This is a genomic window from Peribacillus sp. QJM3NY_7 (assembly GCF_056173225.1).
This window is the reverse complement of the sequence record NZ_CM149663.1, coordinates 4,558,433-4,573,241: the sequence shown is the minus strand read 5'-3', so window position 1 is coordinate 4,573,241 and position 14,809 is coordinate 4,558,433. Positions and strand designations below refer to the sequence as shown.

Here is a 14,809-nt window from a genome sequence, read left to right as displayed (position 1 = left end):
ATACTAGGCGTTAGTTATTCTGCGAAGAAGCAAACAATTCCGTGTGATGGAAATTATTTGAAGGGAGAAGTGGTGAATAACATGTTCCTTTGAATTTTTCAATCGGTCCTCCATCGCTTGAAGAATTTCATCTTTGTTTATTCCACGAACAGTTAAAATAAAGGGAAAATCAAATCGATGGACATACTCTTTATTCATATCCAGCAAAAGGCTCATATTCTGCTTCTGATAGCTGACTCAATCCAGCAGTTTTTAGTTCACTCTGGGAAAATGAACTCATCGTTTTTCGTGTTCCTAAATGGGGGTGGGCCTGAATTAAGTTCAACTTTTCTTCCTCACTCGCTGTTTGGACAACGTTGACCATCCTCTCATAAAGCGACTCACAGGAACTAAAAGGACGAAACTCCCCTGCCCTTTGGGCTACCAAGGAGAGTGTTCAAATATGTCCTTTAACTTTTCCACAAACTCAGACAATGGAATTTCATTTAATGCATTCAAAGTTGCATGTATCATAACCCCTTTATCTTTTTTTCATTAAACATGTGCTTCGTTAGCTTCCTCATGCTGGAGGGATGCTGGAGCTAGAACAGTACGGAAATTAAAAAATAGGTTCATAAAGATAGCAGTTAGGCTTCCGGTAATCACTCCATCGCTAACGATGATTCGAAGGGATGGAGGCAATTGACTAAATAACTCAGGTACGACGGTTGATCCTAGTCCTAACGAAATTGAGCAAGCAATAATAAGTGCATTATGTTGATTGTTGTAATCTACTGAACCTAGCATTTTAATTCCTGAAGACACGACCATACCAAACAACACAACCGTAGCACCGCCAAGTACGGGGGCAGGAATAATGGTAGCAAGGGCCGCAATTTTAGGAATTAAACCAAGAAATACTAGGATACTACCTGCTGCAACCACAACGTTCGTTGATTTGTTTTGAGATAGTTGAACCAACCCTATATTTTGCGCAAAGGTGTTGTAGGGAAAGGCATTAAAGATCCCTCCTAAGGTGATAGCCAAGCCTTCTGCTCGATATCCTCGAGTGAGATCATCTTGTGTAACAGGACGATCACAAATTTCCCCTAAGGCAAAAAATACACCTGTTGATTCAACTACAATGACTAATCCTACAATTAACATCGTCAGTATTGCACCGATCTCGAAGGATGGGGCACCGAAATAGAACGGTTGAGGAATACGGAACCATGAAGCTTCTAAAACCTCATGGAAATCTACTTTCCCCATCATCGCTGCTAGTGCTGTACCTGCGACAATCCCTAAGAGCACGGAAAGAGAGCGGACATACCCTTTAAAGAAACGATTGATAATAAGAATAATAGCGATGACACCCATGGACAATATCAAGTTATCTAAGCTACCGAAGTCCGGATTCCCTGCTCCGCCTGCCATATTTCTAACTCCCGATGGAATTAACGATAGTCCAATGATCACGACGACAGTTCCCGTGACAACAAGTGGAAAGAACTTTACGAGTTTTCCAAGATAGCGAGCAAATAAAAAAATGAAGAGTCCTGCTACTATAATGGAACCGTAAATGGCAGGAATACCATATTGTGATCCGATAGCGATCATCGGCGACAGGGCAACAAACGAAGCACCCAATACAACGGGTAGACCAATTCCAAAATATTTGTTTTTCCATGCTTGCAGTAAGGTAGCGATACCGCAGGTTAATAAGTCAATGGCGACCAAGTAAGCCAATTGCTCCGGAGTAAGGTTTAATGCCCTCCCAACAAGCAATGGAACAAGAATCGCCCCAGCATACATCGCCATGACGTGCTGGAATCCTAACGAGAATACTTTTGAATTCACCTTTATTCCCCCTTAATTTGTTTTATAAAAAAAGCCGCAGAAATAGAAGGGGTCTCCTCCTATATCTACGGCTCCTAAACCACGTATAACGAAATTTAAGCTCCTGAATCCCTGAAACAAGTCCATGAAGAAAAAATGATAAATCAAAATTTCTCCAATAATAAGGTTGGTTAGATACCAAGTGATTGTTCTAAGTAAATCACCGTACAAGCATGCTCACTTGTAGAATCGTAATCCTTAAATATGGTGTTGACCTTCACTCCAAATCGCTTCTCAATGTTTTCTTTTAATCGAAGTTTATATTCCTTGGCTAAAGCCCCATCGACGGATAAGGTCAGCTCAGAATACCTTTCACTTAATACTGAGATTAAAGGGGAGCGCTTCGTCTGCGCAAAAATGACAATGCGATTATCCTGGATGTCAATTGTTTGCTTACTAACTCCCGCACTATAAATTTCTTGGTTGATGTCATTATATAACTGCGACAGCTGTTTTTTAAAAGAAGAATTCACCCATACTCACCTGCTGCTTCTAGTTCTTGAATTAATCATATAAATATTATTGCCCTTTGTCACTACTAATGTAAGGAAATCTAACATATTATTTTACATTTGCTTACCAGTCCACAGCAGCTCCATCCGTCCAAGAATCAACACCTCCCGAAAAAAGAAGCCTTGATCTTCGATAAGAATGGCATTAACCTGACCATAATCTCATTCAACTCCTCCAATACTTAAACCTGATGACCAACTTCATTTAAAGAATTAATAACCTCTTCGCTTTCGCGGCCTTCTATTATAATTTTTGGCTTGCTACTCCCTTGTCAGGCTCCATCCAAACCTAGATTTACTAATCGCCTGTTGGGGGTTCATGCTTTAATCTAGCATTTTCGTGATATTCAGAGTTTAAGTTTGCGATTGGCCCCTCCTCTTTGTTTTACCATAGAGGATATAAGGCTTTCTCCTCTTTAAATGCCATGGCGGCATAAGAGTGTGGTAGGATCTCTTCGTTGTTTCCAGAGCGATCACATGGGAAGGTTGAACTGAAAGAACCACGATTTTTCATGGGAATACATCATCGACCACAGCAGCGTGGGCTGTATCTTTCTAATCGGTTGATATAAACATAAAACCTTAAAACAGAAAACACATGTTTGTAAATGGGGCTCTATTTAAAGATCATTACAAAAAAATAACATTCTAAAAAAATTCGTCGTTACTTATGATAAGATTCACCACCATTAATCTTAAAATCATTTACCTTCCAATAAATGATTATTAGCAGATCTTCCTCAACGATCTGGCCCTTTAATGGAATAACATAACTGGGAAGATATTAACTTCCTTGGATAAATCGCTTTGATCCAAAAGGAGTTACCAACTTAAGAATCATTGTGGTCTTTAAATAAAGAATAGTTCTAAAAAGCCTATTACATTTTTTGCTGACGGTACCCGTTTACTATCTAATATCATGTTAGACGATTTAGAAAAAGAACTAGAGAAACGCAATCTTCGATTCGTAAGGTATGCAGATGAAGATGACTGTCATATCTTTGTGAAAACTCGAAAAGCCGCCAAAAGTGCAATGGGAAATATCTCAAGCTTCATTGAAAATAAACTGAAGCTAAAGGTCAACTACGAGAAATCGAAGTATGATCGTCCGTGGAACAGAACGTTTCTTGGTTTTATTTTCACGATGTCAGAGAAGAATCCGAAGGTTCGTCTGGCTAAACAATCGGTGAAGAGAGTAAAGAAACGAATCAGGGAAATGACCTCAAGAAAATTACAGATACCAATGGAAATCCGTATAAAATAAGTTAAAGCAATACCTTAGAGGTTGGATGGTGGTATTTCTCCCTCATTGATACTCCGAACGTATTGAAGAATTTAGATTCATGGATTCGAAGAAGACTCAGGATTTGCTTATGGAAACAATGGAAGTTGACAAGAACGAGAGTGAGAAAACTCAAAGGACTCGGTGTCCCATTTGGAAAAGCATATGAATGGGGGAAAATAGCAGAAAGGGCTATTGGCGCCTCTGCTTTTGGCACTGTAGGCCTTTCGCTTGGCATTACACCGGAATTGAGTGCTGCCGGAAAGGTCGTAATCATGACTTTAATGTTTATAGGGAAAATCGGGATGTTTACATTCTTATTCAGTATGGGGGGCAAACCATTAAATCATGCGTATCACTATCCTAAAGAGCGCATCATTATAGGATAAAATAAAGTACTGCTGCAAATGTTGTTGTCTTTTTCCTGATTGAAGAAAAATTCAAGCTGAGGGGCATCGTTCCCAATTATGTACATTGCTTTTATTTTTCGCTAAAATAAAGGGTATAATGAATGCTTATATAGTTTATTGATGATAAAAGATAATGAGGTAGAAAAAAATGATTGCAAAAACAGAAGATGATTTTAATGGTTTGAAGGAAATTGGCAAAATTATTGCCTCCATTAGAGATGAATTGGTACAAAGAACAATTCCGGGCATAACGACCAAAGAACTTGATGATATAGCCGGGGAACGTTTAGAAAAAGCGGGTGCAGTTTCAGCTCCAAAAGGTGAATATGATTTTCCTGGCTATACTTGCATAAGCCTAAATGATGAAGTGGCACATGGCATTCCGGGTGATCGGGTTATTCGTGAAGGGGATATAGTAAATATAGATGTATCTGCTTCAAAGAACGGTTATTTCGCAGATACAGGAATCTCATTTGTAGTAGGCGAAGGAGAAGAAGTATTAACGAAATTATGCGACGTCGCCAAAAAGGCATTCGAAGCGGGTCTTAAGAAAGCAAAACCCGGTTCCAAAAAAAGCAGAATCGGAAAAGCGGTGTTCGAAACAGCGAGACAGCATGGATTCACGGTTATCAAAAACCTTACAGGACATGGTGTTGGACGTAGAATACACGAAGCACCTGACCATATTTGTAATTATTATGATCCATGGGATAATGAAATACTAAAGGAAGGGATGGTTATCGCATTCGAACCATTCATCTCAACCCTTGAAGAAGAAGTATTCCAAAAAGAAGACGGTTGGACCTATGCTACTGAAAAAAGCTTTGTAGCTCAAGTGGAACATACGATTATCCTTACTAAAAATGGACCGATCATTGTCACGCTTTAATTCAAGCATAGACGGAAAAGGCGCGTATTCATATAAGTTGTTCGCCTGAAGTAACATATAAATTCGTAACAGTTTTAAAAAATGTTTCTCGCATCTAAAGGAGTTGCTTTTGCAGCTCCTTTTCTTATCGAACTATAGGAGCAGTTTAAGCAAAGTTTCTTCGGACTGTTTCTCTAACAGATAATTTGTTCACCTTGTAATCGTTACTCCATATAATGAAAGTAGATAGGACAACTCTCTCCTGTCCTATTATTCCCATCCGGTTCATTTGATGTAACTATTCTTAGCGGCGAATAGTTACTTTTTTTAGTTACAAAGAAACAAGTCAATTAGCTGATTTCTCTACCCGTTTTTTTATTAAGGATCATCCACTCCACTATGACAAAGTTGAGAACGAGCCCTGCCCAAATGTTCACATTCAATACTTCCTCGATCATCTTATCTCTTCCTTCTGGAAGCATAAATCCATTAAAAGTGTAATAAGTAATGAGAAGAACGGGTACTAGTACACGTGCACTGACTGCTACTAGAGTTATACCAAAACTACGCATCATCCATATTCGGTGTGCATGAAATTGTCCATTAACAGCTGTACGGTAACCCTTCCAACATGTGAATAACCACAGAATGGCCAGAGTAAGAAAAGCTGCTGCTTTTGTGAAACTTTCTATATAGAAGACAACGGCAAGAGCAAGAATTCCACTAATAAAAACACTGACAACATAAATCCTCCCCACATAGCGATGAACCTTTGGATTATTCAAACGAATACAATCCATAAACTGAAGAAAACCTGTTATTAAGGCAATAAAGGCGCAACCAATATGTGTAACCAGTATAGAATATTGTGTTGTTGAATTAATATCTACACGGCTGTTAGCAGGATTTAAAGTTAGATAGGGAATCATGAAAGGAATCATAATCCCAACCGAGACTATAACTAAAATCCACCAACCTTTTTTTTGCATCATACCTTTTTTAACTCCTTTATTATGTTTGTACGTAACAAGCAGAATTTTAGGTGGTTTTAGAGTCATTCGATAATTTTTTCCCTAATGGTGTCAGAATGCCATCAATGGTGGAGGAGTTCTTTTCACGCAAATAATTTTCCAGTTCAGCTTCACCCTTTTTCATGTTGGACCGATTCAATGTTTCACGTTCATTGGAGTAGGTCATGAAGGGGACACTATATCCGCAAGAGGTTTGGACTTTATGAATTTTGGCTAAAATGATTTGTCTTGCACCGGGCATCATTTCAAAATGACCTATCATCCGATCCCATTCTTCTGTTTCAGGCAGAATCACTTTGCCTGAACCATATAAGCGCAAGATCATCGGCGGACCTTCAAATGCACAAAACATAAAGGTGATCCGGGCATTTTCATTAATATGTCCGCTTGTTTCGTTACCACTCCCGGTTAGATCCAAATACGCAATTTCGGTAGATGATAGGATGCGGAGGGTATCATACCCTTTTGGAGAAAGGTTTACATGCCCCGCCGCATCCAAAGGTGCCGTTGCAATAAAAAACAAATGCTGTTTCTTTATGAAGTTTTGATGCTCAGCTAACATTTCCGGAAAATACTTTGCCATCATTATTCCCTCCAAAGAAATCCATTTTAAAATATAAGTTCTCTATTAATGAGTGGATTACCTTTTTCAGCTATACTGCCCTGATGAAAAAAGCGATACCTGCATACAGCGCTCATTTTCCCTTTGAGAATCCGGCTGACCTTTATGAATATATTAATTTTAGATTACAAGGGTGATTAAGAATTTGAGATTTTCCAGTATTGTACTATGATAAATTTATATTGTTTGAATTTGGAAGGGTATGGGAGAGTGACCATACACTTACAGAATCATTTAAGGAGTGGTAGAATGGCACGTGTTTTATTTATTAATGCTGGATCAGAAGGACATATCAATCCAACTATTGGAGTTGTGCAAGAGCTTATTTCGCGTGGAGAAGAGGTAGTTTACTTTACGATAGAGTCTTTTCGGGAACGTATAGAGAGGACGGGAGCTATTGTACGAACAATTGACGGTGAAAAATTTATAGAAGCTTTTCTCTCAGGGGGAAGAAATTATTTACTCGAAAGAATCAACGGTCTTTTACATACGGTAGATATCGTCATACCTAGCGTGCTTGAACAGATCAAAGGAGAGCATTTCGATTACATCATCCATGACTCCATGTTTGGCTGCGGGCGTATGCTTGCCCAAATCCTTAAGCTTCCCGCAATCAATTCTTGTACTTCTTTTGCGCAGACAAAAGCATCATTCGATAAAATGCTGGAACAGCTTTCTAAAGAAATCACTCCAGAAATAGGTAAACCTATACAAGATGAATTTCAAAGACTGACGGCAATGGTGAAGGAAAAATATGATGTGGAGATCCATTCTGCTTACGAAGTTTTTTGTAATCCTGCACCACTTTCAATCGTTTATACAACTAGGGAGTTTCAACCTTTTAAAGAAGCATTCGACCAAACTTACAAATTTGTAGGTCCGTCCATTTCTTCACGAATAAAGCATGATAACTTTGACCTTGCTGATATCAAAGGAAAAAGTCCCCTTTACATTTCGCTTGGGACGGTTTTTAACCGGTCTCTTGATTTTTATAAGCTTTGTTTTGAAGCATTTGGAAATAGCGATCACACGGTGGTCATGTCGGTCGGTCAACAAACCCCGCTAATTGAATTAGGAGAGATCCCCAAAAACTTCATTGTGAAAAAATACGTTCCACAAACGGACGTGCTAAAATACACAAAATTATTTATCACACATGGCGGAATGAATAGTACCAATGAGGGTCTCTACTATGGAGTTCCGCTAATTGTCATCCCGCAAAGCGCGGATCAGCCGATGATTGCAGGGCAAGTTGCCAATATCGGAGCCGGTATTACATTACAAATGCAAAGCTTGACTGCAAATCAGCTGCGTGAGGCCGCAGATCATGTGTTAAACGACCCAACCTTCCATAAAACTGTTTCAAAATTAAAAGAATCCTTTCAAAAATCGGGTGGATATCACCAAGCTGTTGATGAGATTTTTGAATTTAAAAGACAATACGATATTTAAAAATGAATGATCGGCGGCATTTTCTTAGCGGGTAAGGAAATCCTTTTTCTTATGGCACTTGGAATGAAGAACGGTGACCTAAAAAGGTATTGCAAGGTCGCAGGAAGTTAAGGATAGAGAAAAGGAGACTGCAATGAAAGTAAATTTAATGATCTTCATTACATCAATAAAAGAACAGGAAAAGAATAGGTTAATGATGAAAACATTTGAATCTGATATTCGTCCTGTTATAGGTGATATAATCGATGATCCCGGGTTCGATCCAGGATTTCATAATGGATATGAGGTTGTAAAGGTTACGATAAATTATGCTTCGGATGAATGTTTGGTATCCCTGCACCCGCTTGCGATAGAAATCGAAGAAATCAGGATGGAAACTTATTTGGAGAAACTGGAAGCACACGGTTGGCGTGCTGTCTCAAAAGAGGAATTGAAAAGTATATAAAAATGATATAAGGAGTATGAAAATGGAAAAATACTCGACAACCACTTTAAAGATGATTAGAAATTTTGATGTAATGCCTGAAAGGGTATTTGATGCATGGGTGGACCCCGGGATGATGAGAAAATGGCTTTTTACATTGGAGGGGACAAATAAAGTGGCACAAAATGATCCGCAAGTGGGAGGAACTTGGGAGATTATTGATCATCGCGATGGAAAAAATTATCGGGCGATAGGGGAGTACCTTGAAATGGACCGTCCCAATAAATTAGTGTTCACTTTTAAAATGCCGCAATTCAGTGAAGAGACAGATACAATTACAGTTGAGCTGAAAGAACTTCAAAAGGGCTGTGAAATGACATTTTCACAAAACATCACCGTTCCTCATGAAGAAAATTGGACACAATCCGATATCAAAAAAGCTCTTGAAGAGTATCACGATGGATCTGAACATGGCTGGAATTTAATGTTTATGGGACTGAAAGAATTGGTTGAAACTGGACAAGTCAGCTATAAAGGCTATTAGTCGTTGGCCATAGTTTTTAGACAATAGGAAATCCGAATCGCATCCCGAACCCTGAAGGTTGGAATGGATTGAAGAAATCAGCTGGAACGCAGCAGGAGGAATTCTTTTGGCGGCCATTGTGTTCATCCAAGGACAAGCAGTCACTATACCGACATCCATTACATATTTATCTGCTTTGTTCTATTTAACTATATTCGCTTCCTTTGGAGCTTGGCTATTCTACCTCAAGCTTGTAGAAAAGATAGGCGGGGCGAAAAGTGGATACATGGTTGCCGTTTTTCCGGCAATTGGAGGTATAGCTTCAGTGATGATTGGTGAATCAGATCCAACCATTTTCTTGGGAGCTGGCTGTCTTTTCAGTTGTTTAGGTGCGGCGATTGCATTAGGTTTTGGCATGAATATTGGTAAAAGTAATTTGAAAGAAGAAATGTAATTCGATTTACAGAGAGGGATGGGACAATGGAAAGTAAATGGCCAACTGAAATGAAAGTAGCGCAGATCCGGGTTGCACGTCCTACTGATCAACTAAAAAAGGTAGTAAACTTCTATTGTGAAGGATTAGGATTGAAAAAAATCGGATCTTTTGAAGGGCACGAGGGATATGACGGCATCATGATCGGGCTTCCGGATTCCAGCTATCATTTAGAGTTTACCCAACATAAGGATGGCAGTCCTTGTCCTGCCCCATCAAAAGATAATCTGCTTGTCTTTTATATTCCTGAACGTAAAACCATTGAGGAAATCACGAATAGGTTGAAAGGTATGGGCTATGAACCGGTTTCTCCGGAAAATCCATATTGGGAAAAATCAGGTGTTACCATTGATGATCCGGATGGTTGGAGAATTGTATTGATGAATTCGCCTGGCATAGGAAATTAAATTTCACAAAGAAAACGACCGAAAAGCACCATGCTTTTCGGTTGTTTTGGGTTTATGAGGACTTCGTGATCCCGCCATTGATATGAATGCACTGCCAGCAGCACATAGGCGCCTGCATGATCTGCCGGCTGTCCAGGACGGCCAAGCGGTGCCTCGGTGCCGAACTCGGCAACGGATTGTTCGTCGAACGTCGCCGGGATCAGCGGAGTCCAAGCATTCAGCTTTTTTTTGTGCCATTTTATGGGGAAAGCGTGAAACTCACGAGTAAAACGCTGAAATTCACGAGTAAATCGGCTAAACTCACGAGTAAATGGCTAAAATTCACGAGTAAAACGCTAAAACTCACGAGTAAACGCCGATTCTGATTTTCCTTTCGTAAGCAGCTATTGGTTTTGGCGAATTTTGTTTATCGTAATCAGTTTATTCATCATTTTTATGACTGTAAATTCATTCTTTCGCTAAAAAACCCCAATTTTTGTAATGATTTATTTAGCCTTGGACATACTTAATGAAGATATCAATAACTAACATTTAATTAAGGAGGAAACCCAATGGCTAACGAAAATATCCAAATGAAAATGGAACATATTTGGCAGGATACATGTGGATCATGGGAAAATTGTACGGAAACCACAATTCAGTCATTTTTGGCAAAATCTGAAGAAAGCAATATTGACCCGCAATATTGCATGAGCTGGGTGGAACAACATAAAGCCCAAATACCTGAATGGGATGCCGTTTCAAAAGTATCGCTCGACTGGGTCAATCAACATACCTCAACGGGTTCACCCATTTCAATCAAGGATGATTATTGAAAGGATATATTCTTTCTGCTTATGACTGGTTCGAACTCTACTATGGTTAAGAGGTGAAGATAGTTGTCAAATCATGAGGAACAAAACGGTCAAACAAATCGTCGGGATCCAGATTACAGAGTTAATGAGTGGGATGAAATGAATGGTGAAGATAAATTTGTACAATCAGCCATCCAAGAGGAATTCAATAATCCGGTAATCGAAGAAACAATCTTGAAGTTCAATAAAATAGCGAATGAAGAAGAAAAGGAACTTTGATTTTTGGACGCCCTATAGGGCGTTTTTTTTTTGAGAAGGCTCTTTTCGTAAAGGTTGTTGTTTTTAAAACGAAACTATCTAAGGTTGATTGGAGCGGAAGTGCGAGACCCCTGCGGGAGCGGCGGGACAGTTGAGTCCCCACAGGCGTTTACGCCGAGGGGGCTCACCGCCCGCACCAAGGAAAGCGAGCATCTGGAGGGGAAATCAACCACACCTCACTACTTGGTAAATACAACAGAGTATGTGAAAACAGCCTTTGAGAAAGACGAAGGAGCCATTAATAAATGATTATGCAAAAGAACATATCTTTACTTTTTAGATTTATAAAATACAAATAAAGGGAAATGGCATCTTAGTATCGTATAAAGCATAGTATAAATCGTTTTTATTAATAATGTTGGCAATGGGAGTGAAGATCATGGAAGCAGCGGTAGAACGAATTTTTTCTAATGAATTGGTGAAATTGGCGGGGGATTTTTTTCAAGTGAATGCTGGGAATCCGGTTAAACTTGGAGATGCAGAGAACTACGTATTTGAGGTTTACAGGGATGGAACGCCATATATCTTAAGAATGACCCATCAATCACATCGTACAAAAGATCAAGTGCTTGCGGAGCTAAAGTGGATTGAGCATTTACAGAATAATGGGAGTGAAATTCCTAAAGTTCTCTTTTCGAAAGAAAAGAATTTAGTTGAAATTGTAAAGGGCTCGGATGGTACGGAATTTTATTGTTGCCTGTTTGAAAAAGCTCCTGGTGTTAGGATGAAAGTCACTGATGAACATTTCGATGGACCTTTATTTTTTGAATGGGGAAGAACCATTGGCCAAATGCATAAACAAACAAAAAGTTATAAGCCTGAAGCGAAATATAAACGGCTGGATTGGCATGAAGAGGAATTATTGAATGTCCACCTCTATCAATCCGATGTACCGGAGCAAGTGATACGCCAACAAGAAATAATCAACAAGCATTTAAATGCCCTTTCCGTTCATCAAGATAATTTTGGCTTGATTCATTCTGACATACATAACGGCAATTTCCATTATCATGAGGGGAGGATTCATGTTTTTGACTTTGATGACTGTTCATATCACTGGTTTGCCAGCGATTTGGCGATCCCTCTGTACTATCTGATGTGGAGTTTGGAACGTGAAGGGATAAAAGGGCTCGATGAATATGCTGCCAAGTTCATGAGGGAATTCATAAAAGGGTATGAGACGGAAAATATCCTGGCACCTGTGGAATACGAAACGATTCCTCTATTTTTAAAGCTAAGGGATTTAACGTTATATAACTTTTTTCATAAAAAGTATGATTTGAAGAATGCGGATCGTTCATTATCCAACACCGTTCAAAAAATCGAACAAAGAATCATGGAAGGCCGGACTATTGTTCACTTCGATCCGAACATGGTTCATTAAGGGGGATTGGAATGCCAGGAATGAAAAATAATCGGCTTGCATATATGATCCGGACTGGTGTATTGGAAGATGCGGAAGCGGTTTTGGATGTTCAGAATTCCGTTATTTCCGAAGGCGAGTATTTTATTGCCGTATCGGAGGAGTTCAATAAAACACCTGAACAGCAACGAGATTGGATACGAAGCTTATTGGAAAATGAACGGGAAACCATCATCGTGGCTGAAATGAATGATGAAGTGGTTGGATGGATAGCCTTTCAATCGGAAAATAGGAAGAGAATGTTCCACAAGGGCTCATTTGGGGTGATGATCAGAAAAAATTTCAGAGGGATGGGAATTGGAAAAGAGCTTATTGAGGCGTTATTGGATTGGGCAGAAGCCAATCCGTTGATTGAAAAGGTGAGTTTAGGAGTTTTTTCAACGAATAATCGGGCAATATCATTGTATAAACGGCTGGGGTTTGTTGAAGAAGGCCGTAAAATCAAAGAATTCAAGATGAGCGAAAGTGAATACGTTGATGACATTATCATGTACAAATTGGTTTAAACAGACCGAAAGAGCATGAATGGATTCATTACATGCTCTTTGCGGTTTGGTTATGTATCTAATTTTATAGTAAATCGATATTTAGGTCATGCATTATCTAATGACTCTTACCTTCACTTGCTTTCTTCCCCACGTTAGAGCATCCGCTTCTTTTGCGATGAATACATCGATTCTGTTTCCTTTGATCGCACCGCCCGTGTCTGCAGCGATGGCTTGTCCGTAGCCTTCGACTTCCACGATGGAGCCTAGCGGAATCACGTTCGGATCGACTGCTATCAGTTTGGCATCATCATATTTTTCTAAATCGACACCCATTCTTGTATTGCCTGAACATCCTTCGCAGCTTGCTGTATAAGCTGTACTTGTAACCGTCAGTTCTTTAACGGCTGAGCTTGCTGAACTGGCTCTTTCTTCTAATTTACTGAAGGTCCGTGCACCGGCTATACCGTCAGCTGATAATCCCTTTTGCTTTTGAAAGTTCATGACTGCTTGTTTTGTACCTGATCCATAAATGCCATCGACCGTTGATGAGTAAACATCCCAGGCTTTCAATAGCCTTTGCAGTTCAGCTACAGGTCTTCCCATATCCCCGCTTTTCAGTACCTGTATTTTCTGATTCGTTTGTGTTCCTGATATTCCATCGACTTTCAGCCCTGATTTTTCCTGAAACTTCTTTACGGATTCCTTTGTAATCGGTCCGTAGTAACCTGTTGCTTCATGATAGGGAAAAACCCCTTTTGTCAGTAATAATTCTTGTAATTCTTTAACATCACTATTACTCATTCCAAATGAAAGTGTGCGATCCAAAGCAGCGGCTTCGCCTTTAGTTGGCATGCAAACTCCTAGAATGAATACAGAAGCCGTTAGGATCGTTAATAAAATTTTCTTCATGTTTATCCTCCTCGTTGTTTCCTGCAATTAAACCATTCGTTAAACTATCACTCTTTTAGGCGCAGTTAAGGAAAAACACCGCGAAGGCACTAAGTAATTGTTAAAACATGTAACATAAAGAAAAGAAATGAGGCGGACATCGGGTTACCATATCCTTATCAATTGTCGAATTATGGAAAAAAATCAAGTTTCATATGAAACTACCGGAACCGTTTGGTTGAACAGGGGCATTCATTCATGTACGTTTAAGTTAATATAAATTCTATTGTAAGGTTAAAGGAGGGAATCATATGATTAAGGCAGTTATTTTCGACTTTGATGGTTTAATTTTAGACACGGAAACGGTTTGGTATGAGGCCTATAAAGAAACGATGGCTTTTTATGAATCTGATTTGCCTCTCGAACATTTTGTTACATGTATCGGAACCGATAATACTGAACTAAATCAGTACTTCAAAGATCAGCTGGGGGAAAGGTGTAATATTGAAGAAATTGAATCCCGAGCAAAAAGCCTCCATGAAGTAAAGATGAAAACAGCACAGGCACGTGAAGGTGTGAAGGATTATCTAGAAGAAGCAAAAAGAAATGGATATAAAATCGCCCTCGCTTCAAGCTCGACAAAAGAGTGGGTCACTCATCATTTGGGGGAACTCGGACTGTTACACTATTTTGAAGTTATGATCACAGGGGATGATGTTGATAAAGTTAAACCAGCGCCCGATTTGTATGTAAAGGCAATTGAAGTCCTAGGCATTCAGCCTGCAGAAGCCGTAGCATTTGAAGATTCGTTAAATGGGCTTCAAGCGGCCCTGACTGCTGGGTTGAAGTGTGTAATCGTACCAAATCCCGTGACGGACGCTTTAGCTTTTGAAAATCATGATTTACGCCTCCGATCCATGGCGGATAAGAGCTTGTCTGACGTTATCAAGCATATTGAGCAATAACAGTTCAACGGCAATTATAGTAAGATGAAAG

General features: G+C 39.4%; 17 protein-coding genes and 4 pseudogenes. 13 read left to right on the top strand and 8 right to left on the bottom strand.

Annotated elements, in window-relative coordinates; genetic code table 11:
* Positions 1–3 precede the first annotated feature (3 nt).
* The 4 genes from AC0VX1_RS21975 to AC0VX1_RS21960 all read right to left on the bottom strand — a co-directional run bounded on the left by AC0VX1_RS21975 (position 4) and on the right by AC0VX1_RS21960 (position 2,351).
* Positions 4–198 carry a 2-oxo-4-hydroxy-4-carboxy-5-ureidoimidazoline decarboxylase gene (locus tag AC0VX1_RS21975; protein WP_475468994.1) on the bottom strand — a complete coding sequence of 65 codons (195 nt, stop codon included), beginning with the start codon at positions 196–198 and terminating at the stop codon, positions 4–6.
* Positions 191–427, bottom strand: a complete 237-nt coding sequence (locus AC0VX1_RS21970; protein WP_475468992.1) for a 2-oxo-4-hydroxy-4-carboxy-5-ureidoimidazoline decarboxylase — start codon at positions 425–427, stop codon at positions 191–193. The genes AC0VX1_RS21975 and AC0VX1_RS21970 overlap by 8 nt, the downstream gene beginning before the upstream one ends.
* A 107-nt stretch (positions 428–534) precedes the next feature.
* Positions 535–1,800, bottom strand: coding sequence for a nucleobase:cation symporter-2 family protein (locus AC0VX1_RS21965; protein ID WP_336059329.1), 1,266 nt, complete (start codon positions 1,798–1,800; stop codon positions 535–537).
* 209 nt (positions 1,801–2,009) lie between these two features.
* Positions 2,010–2,351, bottom strand: a complete 342-nt coding sequence (locus tag AC0VX1_RS21960) for a Na-translocating system protein MpsC family protein (protein WP_063575124.1) — start codon at positions 2,349–2,351, stop codon at positions 2,010–2,012.
* A 943-nt stretch (positions 2,352–3,294) separates the two neighbouring features.
* Here AC0VX1_RS21960 and AC0VX1_RS21955 point away from each other — a divergent pair.
* The 3 genes and pseudogenes from AC0VX1_RS21955 to map form a co-directional block, all read left to right on the top strand.
* Positions 3,295–3,877 (top strand): annotated as a pseudogene (locus AC0VX1_RS21955) (group II intron maturase-specific domain-containing protein); the annotation flags it as partial.
* Positions 3,876–4,061, top strand: a pseudogene (locus AC0VX1_RS21950) (potassium transporter TrkG); the annotation flags it as partial. The pseudogenes AC0VX1_RS21955 and AC0VX1_RS21950, both read left to right, overlap by 2 nt.
* Positions 4,062–4,230: 169 nt before the next feature.
* Positions 4,231–4,971 carry a type I methionyl aminopeptidase gene (gene map, locus AC0VX1_RS21945; protein WP_057276433.1) on the top strand — a complete coding sequence of 247 codons (741 nt, stop codon included), beginning with the start codon at positions 4,231–4,233 and terminating at the stop codon, positions 4,969–4,971.
* 329 nt (positions 4,972–5,300) lie between these two features.
* Here map and AC0VX1_RS21940 read toward each other — a convergent pair whose 3' ends face one another.
* Both AC0VX1_RS21940 and AC0VX1_RS21935 read right to left on the bottom strand, forming a co-directional pair.
* Entirely contained in the window at positions 5,301–5,942 is a 642-nt protein-coding gene (locus AC0VX1_RS21940) for a DUF2306 domain-containing protein (RefSeq protein WP_475468989.1), read from the bottom strand.
* A gap of 46 nt (positions 5,943–5,988) precedes the next feature.
* Positions 5,989–6,564 carry a pyridoxamine 5'-phosphate oxidase family protein gene (locus AC0VX1_RS21935; protein ID WP_057276432.1) on the bottom strand — a complete coding sequence of 192 codons (576 nt, stop codon included), beginning with the start codon at positions 6,562–6,564 and terminating at the stop codon, positions 5,989–5,991.
* A 288-nt stretch (positions 6,565–6,852) separates the two neighbouring features.
* Here AC0VX1_RS21935 and AC0VX1_RS21930 point away from each other — a divergent pair, with 288 nt between their 5' ends.
* The 5 genes and pseudogenes from AC0VX1_RS21930 to AC0VX1_RS21910 all read left to right on the top strand — a co-directional run bounded on the left by AC0VX1_RS21930 (position 6,853) and on the right by AC0VX1_RS21910 (position 9,902).
* Positions 6,853–8,055, top strand: coding sequence for a macrolide family glycosyltransferase (locus tag AC0VX1_RS21930; RefSeq protein ID WP_475468988.1), 1,203 nt, complete (start codon positions 6,853–6,855; stop codon positions 8,053–8,055).
* A gap of 133 nt (positions 8,056–8,188) precedes the next feature.
* Positions 8,189–8,500, top strand: a complete 312-nt coding sequence (locus tag AC0VX1_RS21925) for a hypothetical protein (protein ID WP_475468986.1) — start codon at positions 8,189–8,191, stop codon at positions 8,498–8,500.
* Positions 8,501–8,522: 22 nt separating this feature from the next.
* The gene (locus AC0VX1_RS21920; protein WP_475468985.1) at positions 8,523–9,023 is read left to right on the top strand and encodes an SRPBCC family protein; all 501 of its coding nucleotides are present in this window, start codon (positions 8,523–8,525) and stop codon (positions 9,021–9,023) included.
* A 94-nt stretch (positions 9,024–9,117) separates the two neighbouring features.
* Positions 9,118–9,456: pseudogene (locus tag AC0VX1_RS21915) on the top strand (EamA family transporter); the annotation flags it as partial.
* A gap of 26 nt (positions 9,457–9,482) precedes the next feature.
* Positions 9,483–9,902, top strand: coding sequence for a VOC family protein (locus AC0VX1_RS21910; protein ID WP_475468984.1), 420 nt, complete (start codon positions 9,483–9,485; stop codon positions 9,900–9,902).
* 92 nt (positions 9,903–9,994) lie between these two features.
* Here AC0VX1_RS21910 and AC0VX1_RS21905 read toward each other — a convergent pair.
* Positions 9,995–10,114, bottom strand: a pseudogene (locus AC0VX1_RS21905) (NAD(P)-dependent oxidoreductase); the annotation flags it as partial.
* A gap of 339 nt (positions 10,115–10,453) precedes the next feature.
* Between AC0VX1_RS21905 and AC0VX1_RS21900 the strand changes: the two are divergent.
* The 4 genes from AC0VX1_RS21900 (at position 10,454) to AC0VX1_RS21885 (ending at position 12,943) form a co-directional block, all read left to right on the top strand.
* Positions 10,454–10,717: a hypothetical protein gene (locus AC0VX1_RS21900; protein WP_057276427.1), complete on the top strand. Its 264-nt coding sequence runs from the start codon at positions 10,454–10,456 to the stop codon at positions 10,715–10,717.
* A gap of 63 nt (positions 10,718–10,780) precedes the next feature.
* Positions 10,781–10,975 carry a hypothetical protein gene (locus tag AC0VX1_RS21895; protein WP_413009059.1) on the top strand — a complete coding sequence of 65 codons (195 nt, stop codon included), beginning with the start codon at positions 10,781–10,783 and terminating at the stop codon, positions 10,973–10,975.
* 418 nt (positions 10,976–11,393) lie between these two features.
* On the top strand, positions 11,394–12,398 hold the full coding sequence (locus AC0VX1_RS21890) for a phosphotransferase enzyme family protein (protein ID WP_413009060.1): 1,005 nt from the start codon (positions 11,394–11,396) through the stop codon (positions 12,396–12,398).
* An 11-nt stretch (positions 12,399–12,409) separates the two neighbouring features.
* The gene (locus AC0VX1_RS21885; RefSeq protein WP_475468980.1) at positions 12,410–12,943 is read left to right on the top strand and encodes an N-acetyltransferase family protein; all 534 of its coding nucleotides are present in this window, start codon (positions 12,410–12,412) and stop codon (positions 12,941–12,943) included.
* A 93-nt stretch (positions 12,944–13,036) separates the two neighbouring features.
* Here AC0VX1_RS21885 and AC0VX1_RS21880 read toward each other — a convergent pair whose 3' ends face one another.
* Complete coding sequence (locus tag AC0VX1_RS21880) at positions 13,037–13,834, bottom strand: peptidoglycan-binding protein (RefSeq protein WP_098936249.1); 798 nt, start codon at positions 13,832–13,834, stop codon at positions 13,037–13,039.
* A 290-nt stretch (positions 13,835–14,124) separates the two neighbouring features.
* Here AC0VX1_RS21880 and AC0VX1_RS21875 point away from each other — a divergent pair, with 290 nt between their 5' ends.
* A complete protein-coding gene (locus AC0VX1_RS21875; protein WP_475468978.1) occupies positions 14,125–14,778 on the top strand; it encodes an HAD family hydrolase in 654 nt (217 codons plus the stop codon).
* Positions 14,779–14,809: the final 31 nt, after the last annotated feature.

Bases quoted from the DNA above. Each gene is read 5' to 3' on its own strand.
- AC0VX1_RS21910 (WP_475468984.1), top strand. From the start codon at position 9,483: ATGGAAAGTAAATGGCCAACTGAAATGAAAGTAGCGCAGATCCGGGTT.
- map (WP_057276433.1), top strand. From the start codon at position 4,231: ATGATTGCAAAAACAGAAGATGATTTTAATGGTTTGAAGGAAATTGGC.
- AC0VX1_RS21975 (WP_475468994.1), bottom strand. From the start codon at position 198: ATGAATAAAGAGTATGTCCATCGATTTGATTTTCCCTTTATTTTAACT.
- AC0VX1_RS21965 (WP_336059329.1), bottom strand. From the start codon at position 1,800: ATGGCGATGTATGCTGGGGCGATTCTTGTTCCATTGCTTGTTGGGAGG.
- AC0VX1_RS21920 (WP_475468985.1), top strand. From the start codon at position 8,523: ATGGAAAAATACTCGACAACCACTTTAAAGATGATTAGAAATTTTGAT.
- AC0VX1_RS21935 (WP_057276432.1), bottom strand. From the start codon at position 6,564: ATGGCAAAGTATTTTCCGGAAATGTTAGCTGAGCATCAAAACTTCATA.
- AC0VX1_RS21940 (WP_475468989.1), bottom strand. From the start codon at position 5,942: ATGATGCAAAAAAAAGGTTGGTGGATTTTAGTTATAGTCTCGGTTGGG.
- AC0VX1_RS21925 (WP_475468986.1), top strand. From the start codon at position 8,189: ATGAAAGTAAATTTAATGATCTTCATTACATCAATAAAAGAACAGGAA.
- AC0VX1_RS21880 (WP_098936249.1), bottom strand. From the start codon at position 13,834: ATGAAGAAAATTTTATTAACGATCCTAACGGCTTCTGTATTCATTCTA.
- AC0VX1_RS21930 (WP_475468988.1), top strand. From the start codon at position 6,853: ATGGCACGTGTTTTATTTATTAATGCTGGATCAGAAGGACATATCAAT.
- AC0VX1_RS21885 (WP_475468980.1), top strand. From the start codon at position 12,410: ATGCCAGGAATGAAAAATAATCGGCTTGCATATATGATCCGGACTGGT.
- AC0VX1_RS21900 (WP_057276427.1), top strand. From the start codon at position 10,454: ATGGCTAACGAAAATATCCAAATGAAAATGGAACATATTTGGCAGGAT.
- AC0VX1_RS21890 (WP_413009060.1), top strand. From the start codon at position 11,394: ATGGAAGCAGCGGTAGAACGAATTTTTTCTAATGAATTGGTGAAATTG.
- AC0VX1_RS21875 (WP_475468978.1), top strand. From the start codon at position 14,125: ATGATTAAGGCAGTTATTTTCGACTTTGATGGTTTAATTTTAGACACG.